This is a genomic window from Myxococcus faecalis, assembly GCF_050039385.1.
In the GTDB taxonomy this organism is placed as follows: Bacteria; Myxococcota; Myxococcia; order Myxococcales; family Myxococcaceae; genus Myxococcus; species Myxococcus fulvus.
This window is the reverse complement of the sequence record NZ_CP144336.1, coordinates 8,831,274-8,846,887: the sequence shown is the minus strand read 5'-3', so window position 1 is coordinate 8,846,887 and position 15,614 is coordinate 8,831,274. Positions and strand designations below refer to the sequence as shown.

The following is a 15,614-nucleotide window of genomic DNA, read 5'->3' as shown; positions in this document are numbered from 1 at the left end:
CTGTAACGGACGATGCGGGCGAGGACCTGTCCAGGGGGGCGGGCCTCCTCCCGCTCGGACGTCAACAGCACACACGCACGCCCTACCGGATTCGCACGGCCCCGGAGGTGGACACGTCGAGTAGTGAGCGGCGTCAGCGACCGCGGGTAAGGTGATGGGCGGTGCGGCGCCGCGTCACGCGGCAGGGGGCTCGATGCGGAACATCTTCGCGTGCCTGGTCCACGAGCGACCCGACTGCGTCATGGACCTGGTGCGCAACCTCCATCACCTGGACCCAGACTCGCTCATCCTGCTCTACAACGGCGGGAAGCATCCGGGACTGTTCGACGGGCTCTGTTTCGAGCGCTTCAACACGGTGGTCCATCCGGCTCCGCGGCCGATGAAGTGGGGATGGCTGCATGACTTCGCGCTCGACTGTTTCCGCTTCGCGCTGGAGAGCCATCCGTTCGAGGCGATGACCATCGTCGACTCGGACCAGCTCGGGTTGCGACCTGGGTACTCGGAGCACCTGCGGGGTTTCCTGGCGGCGAATCCCGGGGCGGGGCTCCTGGGGAATGTGCAGGCGCCACATGGACCTGGGCCGCGGGCGGCTCCGGCGGTCGAGGCTCGGCGCGAGGTGGATTTGTGGAGGCCGTTCCTCCGGAAGTTCGTGAATGGGGAGTCGCAGTTCGTCCACTGGACGTTCTGGCCGTCGACGGTGTTCACGGTGGACGCCGCTCGGGACCTCGTCGCGCTGTGGGAGCGGGATGAGCAGCTCCGGGACATCCTGCGACGCTCGCGCATCTGGGCATCGGAGGAGGTGCTGTTCCCCACGCTCGCCGCGCTCCTGGGTCATCGCGTCCTCACGAGCCCGTGTGACTACGAGTGGGTGAAGTACCGGGTCGAGTACTCGACCGCGCAGCTCGACGCCGCGATGGACGCGCCTCGCGCGTATTGGGCGCACCCGATTCCACGTCGGCTGGAGGACCCGCTGCGCGCGCACGTGCGGGCGCGGTTCGGTGGCTACGAGCGTCCGCCCGAGAAGGAGGCCCCGGAGCCGGTTGTCGAGGAGCCCCAGCGGGCACCGGTCATCACGTCGCGTCCGACGGTGTCCTGCATCATGCCGACGTTCAACCGGCGGAGGTTCGTGCCGTTGGCGGTGCGCTGGTTCCTTTCCCAGGACTGGGCGGAGAAGGAGCTCATCGTGGTCGATGACGGCAGCGAGCCTGTCGCGGACCTGCTACCGGACTTGCCGAGCATCCGGTACGTGCGATTGGAGGGGCGCCACTCCGTGGGGGCGAAGCGGAACCTCGCCTGCGAGGCGGCGCGAGCGGAGGTCATCGTCCACTGGGATGACGATGATTGGCTCGCGCCTCGGCGGCTTCGATATCAGGTCACGTCCCTGCTCGACTCAGGCGCGGATGTGAATGGACTGACGCGTGTCTATTATCATCAGCCGTCCACGGGACAGTCCTGGCAGTATGTCTATCCCCGGGGTCATCGCCCCTGGGTTGCCGGCGGGACGATGTGTTACGTGAAGGCGTTCTGGCAGCGCAATCCGTTCGCGGACATCCAGGTCGGAGAAGACGCGCGCTTCCTCTGGGGCGCGGTGACGCCTCGGGTCCAGGTGCTCCAGGACCCGAGCTTCTATGTCGCGCGCATCCACGAGGCGAATGTGGCCCCGAAGCAGGTCCACCAGCCCTACTGGTTCCCCCACCCCACCGACACCGTGCGGATGTTGATGGGCGAGGCGTTCGACCTCTTTCGGGCGGGAGCCATCGAGGAAGCGTGACCGCCCGGTTCAGTGGAACAAGGCGGGCCACCACCGGGCGCGGCAGATGGAATACGGCCTGTGGCTCTCACTGACGTAGATGGACGGCAGGCTCTCGACGACCGTCCCGTCCCGGCCCACGCTGACCATGAAACAGGAATCCCCCATCCCCGTGCTCGGCAGGCGCACCGTGCCGCAGGACTCGCCGGAGGGCGCTGTGAGCCGGGCCTCGAACTGGCAACCCGAGGGGTCCTCATTCACCGTCCCCCACCGGAGGTAACCCCTCCCCCCCGGAAGCAGCGCGAACGGGCTCGTATCCCCATTCGAAAGCCAGCCCGGGACGGGACCCGCCGACGTCTGCAGGGAACCGAAGGAGGCCACCCACGTCTTGCCGAGATAGCTCTGGGCGCTCAGCAGCAGACCGCCCTGCAGCAGGGGCACGAGCGTGAAATGCGCGTACTGTGGTGGATTCGGCAGCGTGAGCGCGGAGAACGAAGCGCCAGGCTGCCCCGCGCTGTCCACCCAGACACCCTCCACCTCCGCCGCCCCCGAGGACGTCTGCGTGATGGACAGCACCAGCGTGTGGCCCTCCGTGTTCACGCCCACCACGTGCGGCGCGCCACTCAGGACCGTGGCCAATGACGTGCTCCAGCGAAGCTGCCCGACGTCGCTGTAGGCCCGGACGGTCTTGTCCTCCCCCATTTCATGCAGGCCTCCCACGGGGTTCTCCGCGCCCCACAGAAGCCCCGTCGACGGCTCCGAACGGACCGCGACCTGCCGGTTGACATTGTCGAGGAACATCAGCCACGAGAGGTCCTCGAACGGGTGGTAGCTCCGCCCCAGGAACCCCTGCGACTGACCGAGCAACTGCATGGTGTTCGCATTCGAGACGCCGCCGCTCCACAAATCGCTGCCGTCGGGACGCAACACCTTGAACCCCATCGACATGAGATTCTCGGGCATCTGGGTCATGATGATGTTGCCCGCACCATCCACCGCCGAGGAATCACACGAACCGTAAGTCGCTGTCGCCTGCGTCGCGTACTTCCAGGCCGCGAGCGCTTCCGGTTGGATGACCGGGACCACCTCGCACCCCTCCGCCGCCAATGCTGGGGAAGCAAATCCCATCCAGCCCACGAGAAGCCCCACGCCGAAGAACCCCTGCCCTCTGTTACCCACCTTCACGTTCGCCCCACCCTTCATCCAACTTGACTGTGAGTGCAGGTAAGAATGGGCCTCGGGAAAAACCAGTGGGGGTGGCGAGGGGCCCTCTGACTGTTGATTGCGTGAACGTGCTCCTCTGGACGAGCGACCAGCAAGGGTCCAGGCAGGACAGCTCACCCAGACATTCCAACCCGTGGCACCCAATCAAACCCTCACATCCGAGACACGTCCAGCGACGTGGCTTCTGTACTGGCTTCGGCGCCCCCTGTTCTGTACCGCTCGCGCGGGCATACGGTGGCGAGTGGATGAAACAGCACGCCGTCACACCGTCCGCTGAAGCCAGTCAACTGCTGACCGGCGGAACCGCGCCCGCCTTCACGGGCTCCACGCTGTCCGCGGGCTTCGTCACGGTGCTCGTGGCCTTCTCGAGCACGGGCGCCCTCATCTTCCAGGCCGCGGAGGCCGCGGGTGCGACGCCCGCGCAGATGAGCTCCTGGATGGGCGCCCTCGGTCTCGGCATCGCCGCGACCACCATCGGCCTGTCCCTGCGCTACCGCGCGCCCGTCCTCACCGGGTGGTCCACCCCCGGCGCGGCGCTGCTCGCCACCAGCCTCGTCGGCCTGCCGATGTCCGACGCCATCGGCGTGTTCCTCTTCTGCGGCGCGCTCATCACCCTCTTCGGCGTCACCGGCTGGTTCGAGCGGGCCCTCGGCCACATCTCGCTCCCCCTCACCGCCGCGATGCTCGCCGGAATCCTCGCCCGCTTCGGCCTGGACGTCTTCGTGTCCATGAAGACACGGCTCCTGCTCGTCGCCGTCATGCTGGGCGCCTACGTGCTCGGCAAGCGCCTGTGGCCCCGCTACGCCATCCTCGTCGTCCTCGGGCTCGGCTCGTGCGTGGCCTGGGCCTCGGGATTGATGCGCTTCTCCGAGCTCCACTTCGCCTGGGCCACGCCCGTCTTCACCGCTCCGACGTTCTCCTGGCACGCGCTGCTCGGCGTCGGCGTGCCGCTCTTCATCGTGACCATGGCGTCCCAGAACGTCCCCGGCGTCGCGGTGCTGCGCGCGTCCGGCTACGCCACGCCCATCTCGCCCATCATCACCACCACGGGCCTCGCGACGATGGTGCTCGCCCCCTTCGGCGGCTTCGCGCTCAACCTCGCCGCCATCACCGCCGCCATCTGCACCGGCAAGGAAGCCCACGAGGACCCTTCCAAGCGTTATGCCGGCGGCGTCGTCTCCGGCGTCCTCTACCTCCTGGCGGGCCTGGCCGGAGCGACCTTCGTCACCCTCTTCACCGCCTTCCCCCGCGAGCTCGTCCTCGCCATCGCCGGCATGGCCCTGTTCGGCACCATCGCCAACAGCCTGTCCACGGCCATGAGCAGCGAGCGCCATCGCGAGGGTGCTGTCGTCACCTTCCTGGTCGCCCTGTCCAATGTCTCCCTGTTCGGCGTCGGCGCCGCCTTCTGGGCCCTGGTCCTGGGTCTCGCCACCTCCACCGTCGTCAACTGGCGACGCTAGGAATCCCCCGCGCGCCCGCCTTCCCCGACACATGGCGCGCCGCGTGATACATCGCTGAAGACACCTGGTCGTTCCGCCCCGGGTGAATTACGGGGACCCCGGATTGCTCGGTTGCTTGGAGAATGTGAAAGTACGCCTCGAGTCGTCCGCAGTCGTCCCCCTCTCGAGGCCCCCCCCCAGCGTGAGCGCCCGACCTGGTCTTGCCTTCGCAGTGTCCGTGGAACAGGGAGTCCCCTCCGCCCTCCCCTCCCGCGCCATCGAAGTCGACGTCGGCGTGGCGCTGCCCACCGCCTTCGGCGGCCTGCGCAAGGTCCTCAAGGCCTGTGAGGACGCGGCCCCCGACGTCCACCGCGCCATCGCCGCCGCCCACCCCTCCGAGTGGAACCGGCTGTTCCCGGGCACGACGCAGGGCGTCCCCGCGCTCGAGGACCTGGCGCTGTCCCCGTCCGAGCGACGGCTCCACCGTGAATCCGAACAGACGTTCTGGATTCTCACCGTGGCCGCGCGGACCCTCGTGGAGACGCTGCGCGCCAGCGGCCGCCCGCTCGTACTCCATGGCGCGGGCGAGTGTGACCTGGTCAGCCTGCGCGCCGTCATGCGCGCCGCCGAGTGGGCCCGGCTGGAGGGCCTGGACGGCACCCTCCTGCTCACCGGCTGGCGGATGCGACGTCCCCATGGCGCCGCCGCCTTCGAGTCCCGCCGGCAGGCCTATCTCGACTCGCTGTGCGACCGCATGCGCGTCCCCCACGCCTCCGGCCCGGGCCCCGTGTCCTCGCGCGAGCTGGAGCCCGCGGTGGACCTGGAGGGCCGCTACCTGCGGCTCGTGGTGGACGAGTCGGAGTCGCGCGAGGCGCGCGTCGCCGCGGCCATCCTCGCCATCCGCAGCTGCTTCTTCACCACGAACTACGAGGGCGCGCTGCTCGCCGCCGAGCACGGCCTGTCGCTGCTCGAGTCCACGTCCGAGCCGAACTTCCCCGGGCGCGTGGTCCAGGCCTGGGAGGCGCTCGATACGGGCTTCACCACGCCGGCCATCGAAATCGACCGCGCGAGCCTGGGCGACGAGGACGAGCTGAAGGCCCTGCTCCACCGGTGCATGGGCGTGGTGCATGTCTTCACCGGCTCGCACGACGAGGCCATGGCCGCGTTCGGCCGCGGGCTCGAGTGCCGACTGCCTCCCGAGCTGCGCGCGCGGCTGCACATGTTCCGCGCGTTGACGCTCACCAAGCGCTTCGGACAGCTCCCCAATGCCCGCGCGGAGGTGGAGGCGGGGCTCGCGGAGCTCGGCCGCTCCACCGCGCCGGACCGCGCGCTCCAGGAGGGCTGGCTGCGCAACGTGTGCGCGCTGACCTGGTTCCAGGAGCGCAAGCTCGACAAGGCGCTGGTGGAGGAGAAGCTCGCCATGCGCTGCGTGGGTGATTTGCACGACGCGAGCGCCACGCACCTGAAGATCAACCTCATCTCCAATGCCAGCTACCTGCAGGAATCCGCGCGGCAGTTCGCGGACGCCATCGGCACGTGGCGGCGCTTCGAGGGCATCAGCGAGCGCTGGGGCGTCAACTTCTCCAAGCACCACCGCTACCGACTCGCGGGCCTGGAGTTCGCGGCGGGCCAGCGTGACGAGGCCGTGGACCACTTCCAGCAGGCCTATGCCAGCGCGGAGGCCCTGCGCGACTCGTTCCACCGTCAGGTCATCGCGGCGGAGCTGGGCCGCCTGTTCCTGGACGACGGACGCATGGAGCAGGCGGTGGAGTGGTTCGCCCGCGCCGAGCAGCACGCCCGCGAGATTGGCGAGCCCCTGAAGGCGGCGGAGAGCCTGGCGGGGCTGTCGCTCGCGGCGGGACGCGAGGATTGGTCCGAGGCCCTGCGCTGCGCCCGGGCCAGCACCACCTGGCCCAAGGAGACCCAGGCCCTGGTGGACGCCCTCACGAGGTCGGACGCGAAGGCGGTGCACGCGCTGCTGCCCCGCCCTCGCACGAAGCTGAACCGGCCTTTCGACTCGGTCAGCCTCTACTGAGACACCGACGCGTCACTGGCGCGTCGCCGTGAAGCGGCGCACCACGCGGCACTCCGGGTCGCCATCCATCGTCTTCACGTGGCTGGCATTGAACGTCCCGGAGAAGGAGGCCGGTGCATCGAGGCGCTCGGGGGGTTCGGCGAACACGCCTTCGATGAGATAGAGCAGCTCGGTGGGAGGGCCCTCGCGGCGACGCAGCTCCACCACCGCCCTCAGCACGAGGTGTTTGCCTTCGCTCGTCTCGTAGTGCGAGCCCGTGAGCGAGACCTCTCCCAGCGTGCCCTTGATGTCCACCTCGCGTCCGTTCTGGACGACGACGACCCGCTCACCCTCCGGCAACGACACGCCCACCTGACCGCAGTCAGCGCTGAACGGCGTGGTGTCCTGGAAGCGGAACACGTAGGCGCCGCTGATGGCGCAGCCGGACTCACACTCCTCGGGCGCGATGACGTCGACGTCGTCATCCCCGCTGTCGCAGCCCGGGTTGCCCATGCCGCTGCCCATGGAGAGCACGGCCGTCACCAACAGCAACGGGACGCGCAGGTACGTCTTTCCTCGAGACACTTCGTCACGCATGTCGGATTCCCCACCCACTGCATTCCGGCCCAGAGACGGTGTTTCCCAGCAAAGATGTCAGCCGCGTCCCTCGCCCGGCCCCAGGGCCCGGGCAGGCGGGAACGGCGCCTCGCGCCCCGACGCCACCTGCTCCACCACCAGCGCCGCCGCGTGGGCGCCGGTGAGAATCCCCTGCCCGCCCAACCCCGTGGCCACGAACGTGCGCCGCGTGTTCGGGTAGCGCCCCAGGTACGGACGACCATCCGGCGTCACCGCGCGCAGCCCGGCCCAGGCCCGCACGAAGCGAGCCTCGCGCAGACGCGGCGCCAGCTTCGCCACCGTGGCGCTCAGGTGAAGGAGGCCCGTGGGCGTCACGTTCTCCACGAAGCCGACGTCCTCCTCCGTGGCCCCCACCACCAGCTCGCCCGCGCGCCACGGCGCCAGGTACGTCGGCCCGGACACGACCCGCGACAGGCAGAGCCCTGGCTGGTGCACCACCATCATCTGCCCTCGCACCGGCTTGAGCGGCAGCGGAGGCAGGCCCGCGAGTGTCGAGGACCACGGCCCCGCGCTCACGAGGAGCTGGTCCGCGCGCAGCGTCTCGCGGTCCGTGCGCAGCACCACGGCGTCGGAGGTCTCCTCCACCGCGCGCGCCGACTCACCGAGCCGCAGTCGAACACCCGCGCGAGCCGCAGCGTTCAGCAGCGCGTTGACGTAGCCCTCCGTGTCCACCATGTGGCCACGCGACGACTCGAAGGCCCCCAACAGCGGCGTTCCCTCCAGCGCGGGCTCCAGCTCCACCAGGCGCGCGGCGTCCACCCACGTGCCCAGCTCCTCGGGATGTTTCCCGGCCCGCTCGGCGAGCGCGTCGCGGCCCTTGGTATCGGCGGCGATGCGGAGGATGCCCTGTCCGCGGCGGAGCAGCGCGCCCTCGGGGAGCGAGTCCAGCTCGGCCACCAGCGCATCCCTGCCGCCGCGCGCGAAGGCCAGCATGTCCGCGTCGTCGTGGAGGCGCACGGAGGGAATCGCCACACCCGCCGCCGCGCGAGAGCCCCGGCCTCCCGGGTCCACCGCGTCCAACACCGTCACGCGCGCGCCGAGCGCGGCCAGCCGCCGCGCGGCCGACAGCCCCACCACGCCCGCGCCGAGAATCAGGACCTCCGAGCTGAAACCCATCCGTCAGACCCACCGGTGTGCAGCGAGATGTCGCTCCCTGAATACACGAAGGGCGCCGCCCCTGTATCGAGGGGACGGCGCCCGGGGGGGGAGGGCTACTGAATGGAAGCCCGAATCAGGACGGCGTCGCCTCGGCCATGCGCTTGGCGAACAGCTCTGCCGCGTTGCGCAGGCTCTGCTCCGACAGGCCGCCCTTCTCGTTCGCCTTCATCACGTCCGAGAGCAGGTCGGTGATCTGGTTCTTGCCGCCCATCTTGTCGAGCAGACCGCTCACGAGGCTGTTGCCTCCCATGCCCTCGAGGAAGTTGCTGCCCGGGAACTTGTTGAGCAGGTTCTTCGCCACGCTCGCGCCGGGGAAGAGGTCCATGGCCGCGCCCAGGCCCGCCTGGAGCGGGTTCTCGCCCTTCATCAGCCCGCTGACGAAGCCCGCCGCGATGCCCAGGGCCGGGTTGATGGCCGTGAGCGCCGGCTTGAGGATGTCCAGCGCCTTGCCGAGAACGTTCTTGAAGAGCCCCATGATTGCCTCTCGCGTGCCGGCGTCGCGCAGCGTCCGCCGAAAGTAAGCCTGACAGTGGAGTTATCGGACGGGCGCCCACAAAGTTCCGTGGATCCGGAACAAATCCGGGAGAGCCCCGTCAGGCCCAGTGATTCCGAGTGGTTGCGGGGCTCAGCCCTTCTTCGGGTCGCGAGGTGGGGTCGGGGCGCCCCGGGACTCGGGGGCGCCGGTGAGGACCGCGTCCGAGGCCAGCGCGGCCTTGTAGCGCTCATCGCCCTTGTCGGAGCTGAAGCCGTCGCGCTGCTGGGCGCGGCTGATGATGACCTCGCCGCTGATGAGCTTGTCGAGGTGGCCCTGGATCTCCTCGACGGTGGCGGCCTTGGGGTCCTTGGCCTTGAGCTCGTGGTCGAGGGTGATCTCCAGCGGCATCGGCTTTTCGGGGTGCAGCTTGTAGCCGATGATCTTCTCGACGTAGGCCTCCACCGGAATCTGGAGCATCCGCGCCTGCTCCTTCACGTCAGCGTCCGCGAGCAGCTCCGCGCGAATCTCCTCCACGGGGCGCTTGAGCTTCCGGGGCTCCGGAACGACGGTGTTCTCTCCAGCCATGACCTCTCCAGGGTGGTGCGCTGAACCTCGGGCGCATTCTGTTCGCGGACGCGGCTCGGATGTCAAAGCGGCGAGGCGCCTTCGCTCCAGCGGGTGAACTGCATGCGCAGCTCACAGGTGTAGCGGCCCCGCTCGTCCCGGAGCCAGAGCTGCTCGGGGGCCGGGTACATCTCCTCCACGGAGAGCCGCTCGGCCTCGCGGGCCAGGTGCGAGAGCAGGTCCAACGCGAACGGGCTCGCGGTGTCGATGAGGTAGGGCTTGCGCTCCTTCGTGCTGCGCATGAACACGAAGCGAGGCCAGCCGCGCGCCTGGCGCTCACGCTGCACGGCGAGGAACAGCTCGAAGCCCGAGGGACGCGCGAGGTGCTCGGAGGACAACTCCCAGCGCTCGCGCTGGTACACCGCGCCGCCGATGCTCAGCCGAGGCAGGTGTTGTCCCCGCGTGCGCAGCGGCGCATGGAGCACCTGGGGATGCGCCAGCGCGGCGAAGGGCGGGTAGGAAGAGAAGTCATCCAGCGGCAGGTACAGGTGCAGCCGCTCACCCTTCCCGTCCACGAGCACGGGGCCCTTGGACGTGGGCAGGACCTTCACGTCGCCCGGCGTGAGCGCGCCGTCCTCGACGTCCAGCACGTCCGACACCGAGTAGACGAGCCGCCGGCCCGGGAAGACATAGAAGCCCTTGTTGCGACGGCGGATGGACAGGCCCACGAGTCCGCGCGCGGACGGGTCCGACTCCAACCAGCGCGAAGCCACCGCCGAGTAGCGCTCCTTCGACGGGAAGAACGCGCTCAGCCAGCTTCGCAGGAGCAGGTGGTGATGCACTCGCGCGAGCATCACCTCGAAGCCCGCGCCGGCCCCCTTCGCGGCGAGGCAGACATCCGGCAACGCGTAGCGGCCTCCCGGCGTGGACGTGCCGAGGAAGTCCACCGGCAACGTGCGCGCGCGCTCGGGTGACTCGTCCAGCAGCACCGGGGGCACCGGTGAGAAGCGGCTGCCCGTCACCTGGTCCGGGCGCAGTCGCACCGCGTAGTCGAGCAGGTCCACCGGACGCTCGTCCGTGCCGAGTGCCTCGCGCACCTGCTCGCGGAAGCCCTGCTGGACGCGCTCGCCATAGGCGGCCGAGAGCTCGAGCGGGCCGCTCAGCGCGGATTCGAGCTCCTCGGTGAAGCGGCGGCCGAAGCGCAGACGGAACGGAGAGCTGGCCTCCTCGTAGAGGATGAGCCGGTCCGCGTACACCTGACCGTCACCGCGTCGGGCTGGCTTGCCGGTGGCCTCCGTGAAGCACGCCTCCAGTTCGAGGAGCAGCACCTTGCGGCGGGTCAGGTCCGCGACCTGGAACTCGGCCTTCAGTCGCGACAGCGTGTCCAGGCGCTCCAACCAACGCGAGCGCGCCTCCAGCTCGGGCAGCGCGGCGACGGCGTCCCGCACGCTCTCGAAGGTCGCGAAGTCGTTGGGGCGGAATGGCAGTCCCCAGAGCAGCAGCGCACCCTTCACCAGGGGTAGCGCGGCGCGCTCGGCGTCCTCCACCGCGATGCCCAGCACCTTCGCGGCGGCGGCGGGGGTCGGATGCTCGCGGAGCACGGACAGCAGGCGTTCGGCGCTCTCGGAGAGCGGCACCTCCAGCTTCAACACCTCGCAGGCGGCGCGGCCGGGGGACACCGTGAAGAGCGGGTTGAGGCGCAACGGGAGATGGGGCCGCAGCGTGCGCTCACGGCCCACCGCGCGCGCCAGCTCCGTCACCGCCCAGAAGGAGAAGAACGTGCGTCGGCTCGTGTCACCGCTCCCGACGGTGCGCACGTCGAACCCGTCTTCGTCCGTGCGCTCGCCGTAGGAGATGGGACCGAAGAAGCTCGTGGTCTCGTTCTTGGCGCAGAAGCGCTGGAGGTACGTGTAGACCTGTCGCTCCACCCGGCGCCCGTCGGACGTGTCCCTGCGCTCACCGCCGCGCAGGTAGCGCGCCCAGACGTTGTCGAACATCGCGGGGCTGGAGAGGAACACCGCCTCCTGGATGGAGGGCTCCGCCGCGCGCTCGCGCAGCCTCGAGCGCAGCTCCGAGCGCTCCTGGGCATGGCGCTCCTGGAGGGACTTGTACGCGGCGCGCAGGCGCGACAGCGCGGCGAAGCGCTCCGAGCCCGCGGGCGCCCAACGCGGCGCCGTGTCGTTCTCGAGCAGCGCCCGGAGGACGGGAGCCTTGACGGGGCTGCCCTCCGCGCTCAGCGCATGCAGGAGTGCCTGCTCATCCGCGAGCCATCGGTTCGCTTCGTCCACCAGCGCGGTGGAGAACCCGAGCGACTCCAGCCAGTCGAAGGGGAAGCCGGCATGACGGAGCACGAACACCTCGCCCAAGGTCCAGCGTCCGCTCATCCGTGCGTCCTCTCCAGGATGGACTTCGTCACCAACATCTCCACCAGCTTCGCGCGCTGCGCTTCCGGCACCTGGGGCAACGCGGTCGCCACGTCGGTGGGCGCGGTCAATCGGGCCAGCACCGGCGCGAGGCGCGCATCCATCGCGACCACCCCACCCGTGCGCAGGTTCGCCGCGTACCAGGAAGGCTTCGGCGCCCCTTCGAGCGTGGCGGGCAGGTGCACCACCGCGCAGTCCACGTCCAGACGGACGTGCGTGGCGCCCTCGAGGCCTGGCGGTGCGAGCAGGAAGGCCGCCGCGACACGGCCTGGGCTGAGCGGAGCCCGAGTCATCAGCCGGCTCGCCAGCGACGTGAGGACCCCGGGCAGACGCGCACTGGGAATCGTGCCTGGCCTCTCGACGGGGCGACTGCGCGACAGATCGCGGTCCGCCGGAGCGTCTCCGGGCTGTCCCCACCAGCGCGCCGGGTTGCGGACCCGCGCGATGCGCTCCACCGACGCATGGAACGGGCGCACGCCGGCGAGGTGGTCGAAGAAGCGTGAGCCCTCCAGCGCGGCCAGCGTGGCGTCCAGCGCCGCCTCGTCCACACCCGGCGCGCCGACCCACCACTCCGCGACGACGCGCACGCCCGCGGCCTTCAGTCGTTGGTAGCCCTGGACCAGGAGCTCCACCGGGATGAAGCCGTGGTCGGGGTCGACCACGCGACCGCTCGCGAGGCCGCAGAACCCCACCACCACCGTATGACAGCCGCTCTCCACGAGCGCGTCCGCGGCCAGGAGCGAGCCGAGCGAGACATGCCCCGCCCACCGCGCGCCCCCTGTGTACGCGCGCACGTCGTCCAACGAGCACCGACCGAGCCAACCCTGCTCGGGTCCGGACTCCGGCCTCGCGCTGTCGGGCTCCATCACCGCCCAGTCCTGGTCATCACCCCACGGAGACGGAGCCAGGACCTCCAGCCCGAGCCCATCGGAGATCCACACGAGGTCCTCGACGCTCGTGTCGCCGGACAGCGGGCGCACACGCCAACGCAACGCGGGGACCTGCTCCGGGAACGTGGCCCGCCGGAAGGCAGGCATCCGCGCCAGCACCTTGCGATGCGTCGAGGCAAAGGGCCCCGCGACCTCCAGGGCCACGTGCGCCGGGCACGCCTGCGCCAGGGACACGGCGGCCGGGAGCTGGAGGTCTCGCTCCAGCCACAGACGAACGCACCGCGCATCCTCGAACCGAGCGAGCACCGCCGCCACGTCATCCGAGAACGGCGAGGGCATCCCCGACACGCGCTGCACGTCCGCGCTCCGCTCCGTCGTCCCGGACTCCAGCTCCACGTCATCGAGCCGCAGGTGCACACCGTGCGGCGAGCCGGAGATGGCCGTCAGCACCGCGCCCAGCGCGCGCAGCTCCGACAGAGCGCCTCGTTCACGCAGGCCCTGCGCGGCCCGCAGCAGGAGCAGCTCGCGCATCGTCTGGGCCGACGGTGGCGACGACTCGCGCGTCAGACACGCCGCTTCCACGGACCCGGCGGAGAAGACCCGACGGGTGAAGTCCCTCGCCAGGTCCAACAGGTGCCACCCCTCCGGGACCTCGGGCACGAGCGTCACGTCCCGGTGTGGAGGCAGCACCAGCCACTTCATCGCTCCTCCTCCCGCGAGACGGAGGGAGACCCCGACATCAGCGTGCAGCGCAGCTCCACCGTGTGGCGGCCCGAGGGCCCTCGCAGCCAGAGCTGCTCCGGCCCGGGCAGCATCTCCGAGAGGAGGACCTCCTCCTTCTGCTCCAGCAGGTTGAGGAAGACGCGCAGCAGCGGCGGACTGCGCACATCCACCAGCACCGGCTTGCGCTCGCCCTTGAACTTCGCGAAGACACACGGAGGAAGCCCCCGCGCGTCCCACAGGCCCGCGGCGACACGCAGCCTCGCGCGGTCGTCCTTGCACGCCAGCAGCGCCTCACACGCCGCCGCGTCCAGCTTCCACTGCTCGCGCTGCACCACCACGCCACCGAGCGTCACTCGGGGCGTGTGCTCTCCCAGGGACACCTTCAAGGGGCGGATGCGAGGCAGCGAGAACGCCGTGTGCACCGCGCTCTCCAGCTCACCGTTGTAGAGGCAGACCTCGGAGCCCAGCCGCTTCGACACCAGCCGCGCGCTCTTGCCATCGCTCTCGACGAACAGGTCATCCAGGGGGATTCGCCACGCGGAGGCATGGGAGCTCACGCCGCCCAGCTCCACCACCGGCCCCGGGAACTCGGAGGGCAACAACCCCGTGCGCCGCGACGGCAACACGGTCACCAACGGCACGGAGCGAGACAGCGCCCCGAGCGCGCGCACCATCTCGCTCTCCACCTTCGCGCGCGACGGATGGAACTGGAGCGCCCAGCCCCACACGAGCGCGGTGTCGTGGATGTCTCCCATCACCAGCGTGTACTCGCCCCGGCCCCACGCCTCCACGTCCGTGGCGCCCACCAGCAGGTCCACGGAGGTGACGAGTGGCAGGGTCCTCCCAGTGTCCCACGAGGGGCGCTCCACCGCGCCCAGCTCGACGGACCGGGCGGCCGCGTCGGGAATGGACTTCGCGAGCAGCTCCGCCACCGTCGTGTCCAGCGGCACGGGCAGGTCCGCGGCGGCGGCCGCCACCTTCCAGAAGGGCACCGTGCGCGAGCCCACCTTGCGAGCCACCGCCTCACGGGCCGCGTCACGCGTGCGCCACGCCGCCTCCGCCATCCACGCCAGCGCCGGCTCCAGGCGCGCGCCCAGCTCCCGCGCGCGCTCACCGCCGACCTCCAGCCGCAGGTCTCCGCCGCACTCCTCCCGCAGCGGGAGACGGTCCTGGTAGAAGTTGTGGGACTCGGACGCGGGGCCGCGCTCCATCGGTGGCGCCACGCCCCACAGCTCCTTCGCCTTGCGCGCGAAGGCGTCCTGGAGCGCCATCTTCCCGCTCGCGTCGGCCGCCCCGTAGCGCCCCATCAGCTCCAGCAGCGTGCTCAGCCCCTCGACGTGACGACGCGCGCCCGCGCCCGGCAGCGCGGCGACCCGCTGGGCCAGGTCGTCCACCGGGTGATGCACGGCGGACGGGACCTCGAGCTGATGCGTGAGCAGCGCCTTGTCACAGCCGAGCCGCAGCGCCTCGCGCGCCATGCCGGGCGCCACGCCGAGTGAGGACGCGAGCGCCGCCAGCGTGCGCGTCCCATCCGCCAGCTCCACGATTCGCGGCAGCAGCTCCTCCGCGCTCTCCGGCGTCGGCCCCGCCTTGCGCGCGGGCATCTCCGCGAAGGCCTTGCGTCGCGGCACCATCCACGAGGCGATGTCCGGGTCGAAGGCGATCGCGCGCACCAGCCCCTGCACCAGCCACGACGCCGCGAAGGTGTTGCGCCCCACCAGCGTCTCGGGCCCGGACCAGCGCAGCGTCACGCCCGTGGGCGCCTGAGCATCCACCCGGCCGTAGTTGATGGGGCCGAAGAAGCCCATCGTCTCGTTCTTCGCGCACAGCCGCTGGAGGTAGCTCGCCACCTGCCTGCGCAGCCGCGAGCCCTCGCGCTTGGCGAGCAGGTCCCTGGCCACGGGAGGACTGGAGCTGGCCACCGCCTCCAGGAAGCGCGGCTCCTGGCACAGCGCCTCCATCTGCGTCTCCACCGCCGGCAGCTCACGCTCCAGCGCCGACGCGAGGGCGGCCTCCGCCTCCTGTGCCGCGCGGGCGCGGGTGTTCCACTCCGCGAAGCGCTCGGGGGCCTCCAGCCCCTCTGTATCGACGGGGCGGCCCGCCTTGAGCGCGGAGAGCAGCTCCCGGGGAGGACGGTGCACGCGCGGGCCCTGGGCACGCAGCGCGTCCAAGGCGCGCCGCTCCGCCTCGAGCGCGCGCGCCCATCGCGCCGACTCCGGACACCCCAGCCGCTCCAGCCAGTCGAACGGGAAGCCTGTCGCGCGAACGACGAGGTGGGGGAAGAGGGTCCAGCCCTTCATGGATCACATGCCCTTCAA

11 protein-coding genes are annotated in these 15,614 nt (G+C 70.5%); 3 read left to right on the top strand and 8 right to left on the bottom strand.

Going from position 1 to position 15,614, the window contains the following annotated elements:
- Positions 1-193 precede the first annotated feature (193 nt).
- The gene (locus VZQ01_RS35815) at positions 194-1,771 is read left to right on the top strand and encodes a glycosyltransferase family 2 protein (RefSeq protein WP_426745890.1); all 1,578 of its coding nucleotides are present in this window, start codon (positions 194-196) and stop codon (positions 1,769-1,771) included.
- Between the two features lie 9 nt (positions 1,772-1,780).
- Here the strand turns inward: VZQ01_RS35815 and VZQ01_RS35810 are convergent, their stop codons facing one another.
- Complete coding sequence (locus VZQ01_RS35810; protein WP_426745889.1) at positions 1,781-2,836, bottom strand: hypothetical protein; 1,056 nt, start codon at positions 2,834-2,836, stop codon at positions 1,781-1,783.
- A gap of 383 nt (positions 2,837-3,219) precedes the next feature.
- Between VZQ01_RS35810 and VZQ01_RS35805 the strand changes: the two genes are divergently transcribed.
- Entirely contained in the window at positions 3,220-4,434 is a 1,215-nt protein-coding gene (locus VZQ01_RS35805; RefSeq protein WP_426745888.1) for a benzoate/H(+) symporter BenE family transporter, read from the top strand.
- 217 nt (positions 4,435-4,651) lie between these two features.
- The gene (locus tag VZQ01_RS35800; RefSeq protein WP_223751638.1) at positions 4,652-6,448 is read left to right on the top strand and encodes a tetratricopeptide repeat protein; all 1,797 of its coding nucleotides are present in this window, start codon (positions 4,652-4,654) and stop codon (positions 6,446-6,448) included.
- A 12-nt stretch (positions 6,449-6,460) separates the two neighbouring features.
- Here VZQ01_RS35800 and VZQ01_RS35795 read toward each other — a convergent pair whose 3' ends face one another.
- From VZQ01_RS35795 to VZQ01_RS35765, 7 genes are all read right to left on the bottom strand, one after another.
- A complete protein-coding gene (locus tag VZQ01_RS35795; protein ID WP_223785333.1) occupies positions 6,461-7,024 on the bottom strand; it encodes a hypothetical protein in 564 nt (187 codons plus the stop codon).
- Positions 7,025-7,081: 57 nt separating this feature from the next.
- On the bottom strand, positions 7,082-8,179 hold the full coding sequence (locus VZQ01_RS35790) for an NAD(P)/FAD-dependent oxidoreductase (protein ID WP_426745887.1): 1,098 nt from the start codon (positions 8,177-8,179) through the stop codon (positions 7,082-7,084).
- A 115-nt stretch (positions 8,180-8,294) separates the two neighbouring features.
- Positions 8,295-8,696: a hypothetical protein gene (locus VZQ01_RS35785; RefSeq protein ID WP_223751635.1), complete on the bottom strand. Its 402-nt coding sequence runs from the start codon at positions 8,694-8,696 to the stop codon at positions 8,295-8,297.
- A gap of 150 nt (positions 8,697-8,846) precedes the next feature.
- Complete coding sequence (locus VZQ01_RS35780; RefSeq protein WP_223785335.1) at positions 8,847-9,281, bottom strand: hypothetical protein; 435 nt, start codon at positions 9,279-9,281, stop codon at positions 8,847-8,849.
- A gap of 62 nt (positions 9,282-9,343) precedes the next feature.
- Positions 9,344-11,644 (bottom strand): lantibiotic dehydratase, encoded by a 2,301-nt coding sequence (locus VZQ01_RS35775; RefSeq protein WP_426745886.1) that lies wholly within the window; start codon positions 11,642-11,644, stop codon positions 9,344-9,346.
- A complete protein-coding gene (locus tag VZQ01_RS35770) occupies positions 11,641-13,275 on the bottom strand; it encodes a hypothetical protein (RefSeq protein ID WP_426745885.1) in 1,635 nt (544 codons plus the stop codon). Before VZQ01_RS35770 ends, VZQ01_RS35775 begins: the two co-directional genes overlap by 4 nt.
- A complete protein-coding gene (locus VZQ01_RS35765) occupies positions 13,272-15,596 on the bottom strand; it encodes a lantibiotic dehydratase (RefSeq protein ID WP_426745884.1) in 2,325 nt (774 codons plus the stop codon). Before VZQ01_RS35765 ends, VZQ01_RS35770 begins: the two co-directional genes overlap by 4 nt.
- Positions 15,597-15,614 lie beyond the last annotated feature (18 nt).

Coding starts and splice junctions, on each gene's coding strand:
- VZQ01_RS35815 (WP_426745890.1), top strand. CDS start 194: ATGCGGAACATCTTCGCGTGCCTGGTCCACGAGCGACCCGACTGCGTC.
- VZQ01_RS35805 (WP_426745888.1), top strand. CDS start 3,220: ATGAAACAGCACGCCGTCACACCGTCCGCTGAAGCCAGTCAACTGCTG.
- VZQ01_RS35795 (WP_223785333.1), bottom strand. CDS start 7,024: ATGCGTGACGAAGTGTCTCGAGGAAAGACGTACCTGCGCGTCCCGTTG.
- VZQ01_RS35790 (WP_426745887.1), bottom strand. CDS start 8,179: ATGGGTTTCAGCTCGGAGGTCCTGATTCTCGGCGCGGGCGTGGTGGGG.
- VZQ01_RS35785 (WP_223751635.1), bottom strand. CDS start 8,696: ATGGGGCTCTTCAAGAACGTTCTCGGCAAGGCGCTGGACATCCTCAAG.
- VZQ01_RS35780 (WP_223785335.1), bottom strand. CDS start 9,281: ATGGCTGGAGAGAACACCGTCGTTCCGGAGCCCCGGAAGCTCAAGCGC.
- VZQ01_RS35775 (WP_426745886.1), bottom strand. CDS start 11,644: ATGAGCGGACGCTGGACCTTGGGCGAGGTGTTCGTGCTCCGTCATGCC.
- VZQ01_RS35770 (WP_426745885.1), bottom strand. CDS start 13,275: ATGAAGTGGCTGGTGCTGCCTCCACACCGGGACGTGACGCTCGTGCCC.
- VZQ01_RS35765 (WP_426745884.1), bottom strand. CDS start 15,596: ATGAAGGGCTGGACCCTCTTCCCCCACCTCGTCGTTCGCGCGACAGGC.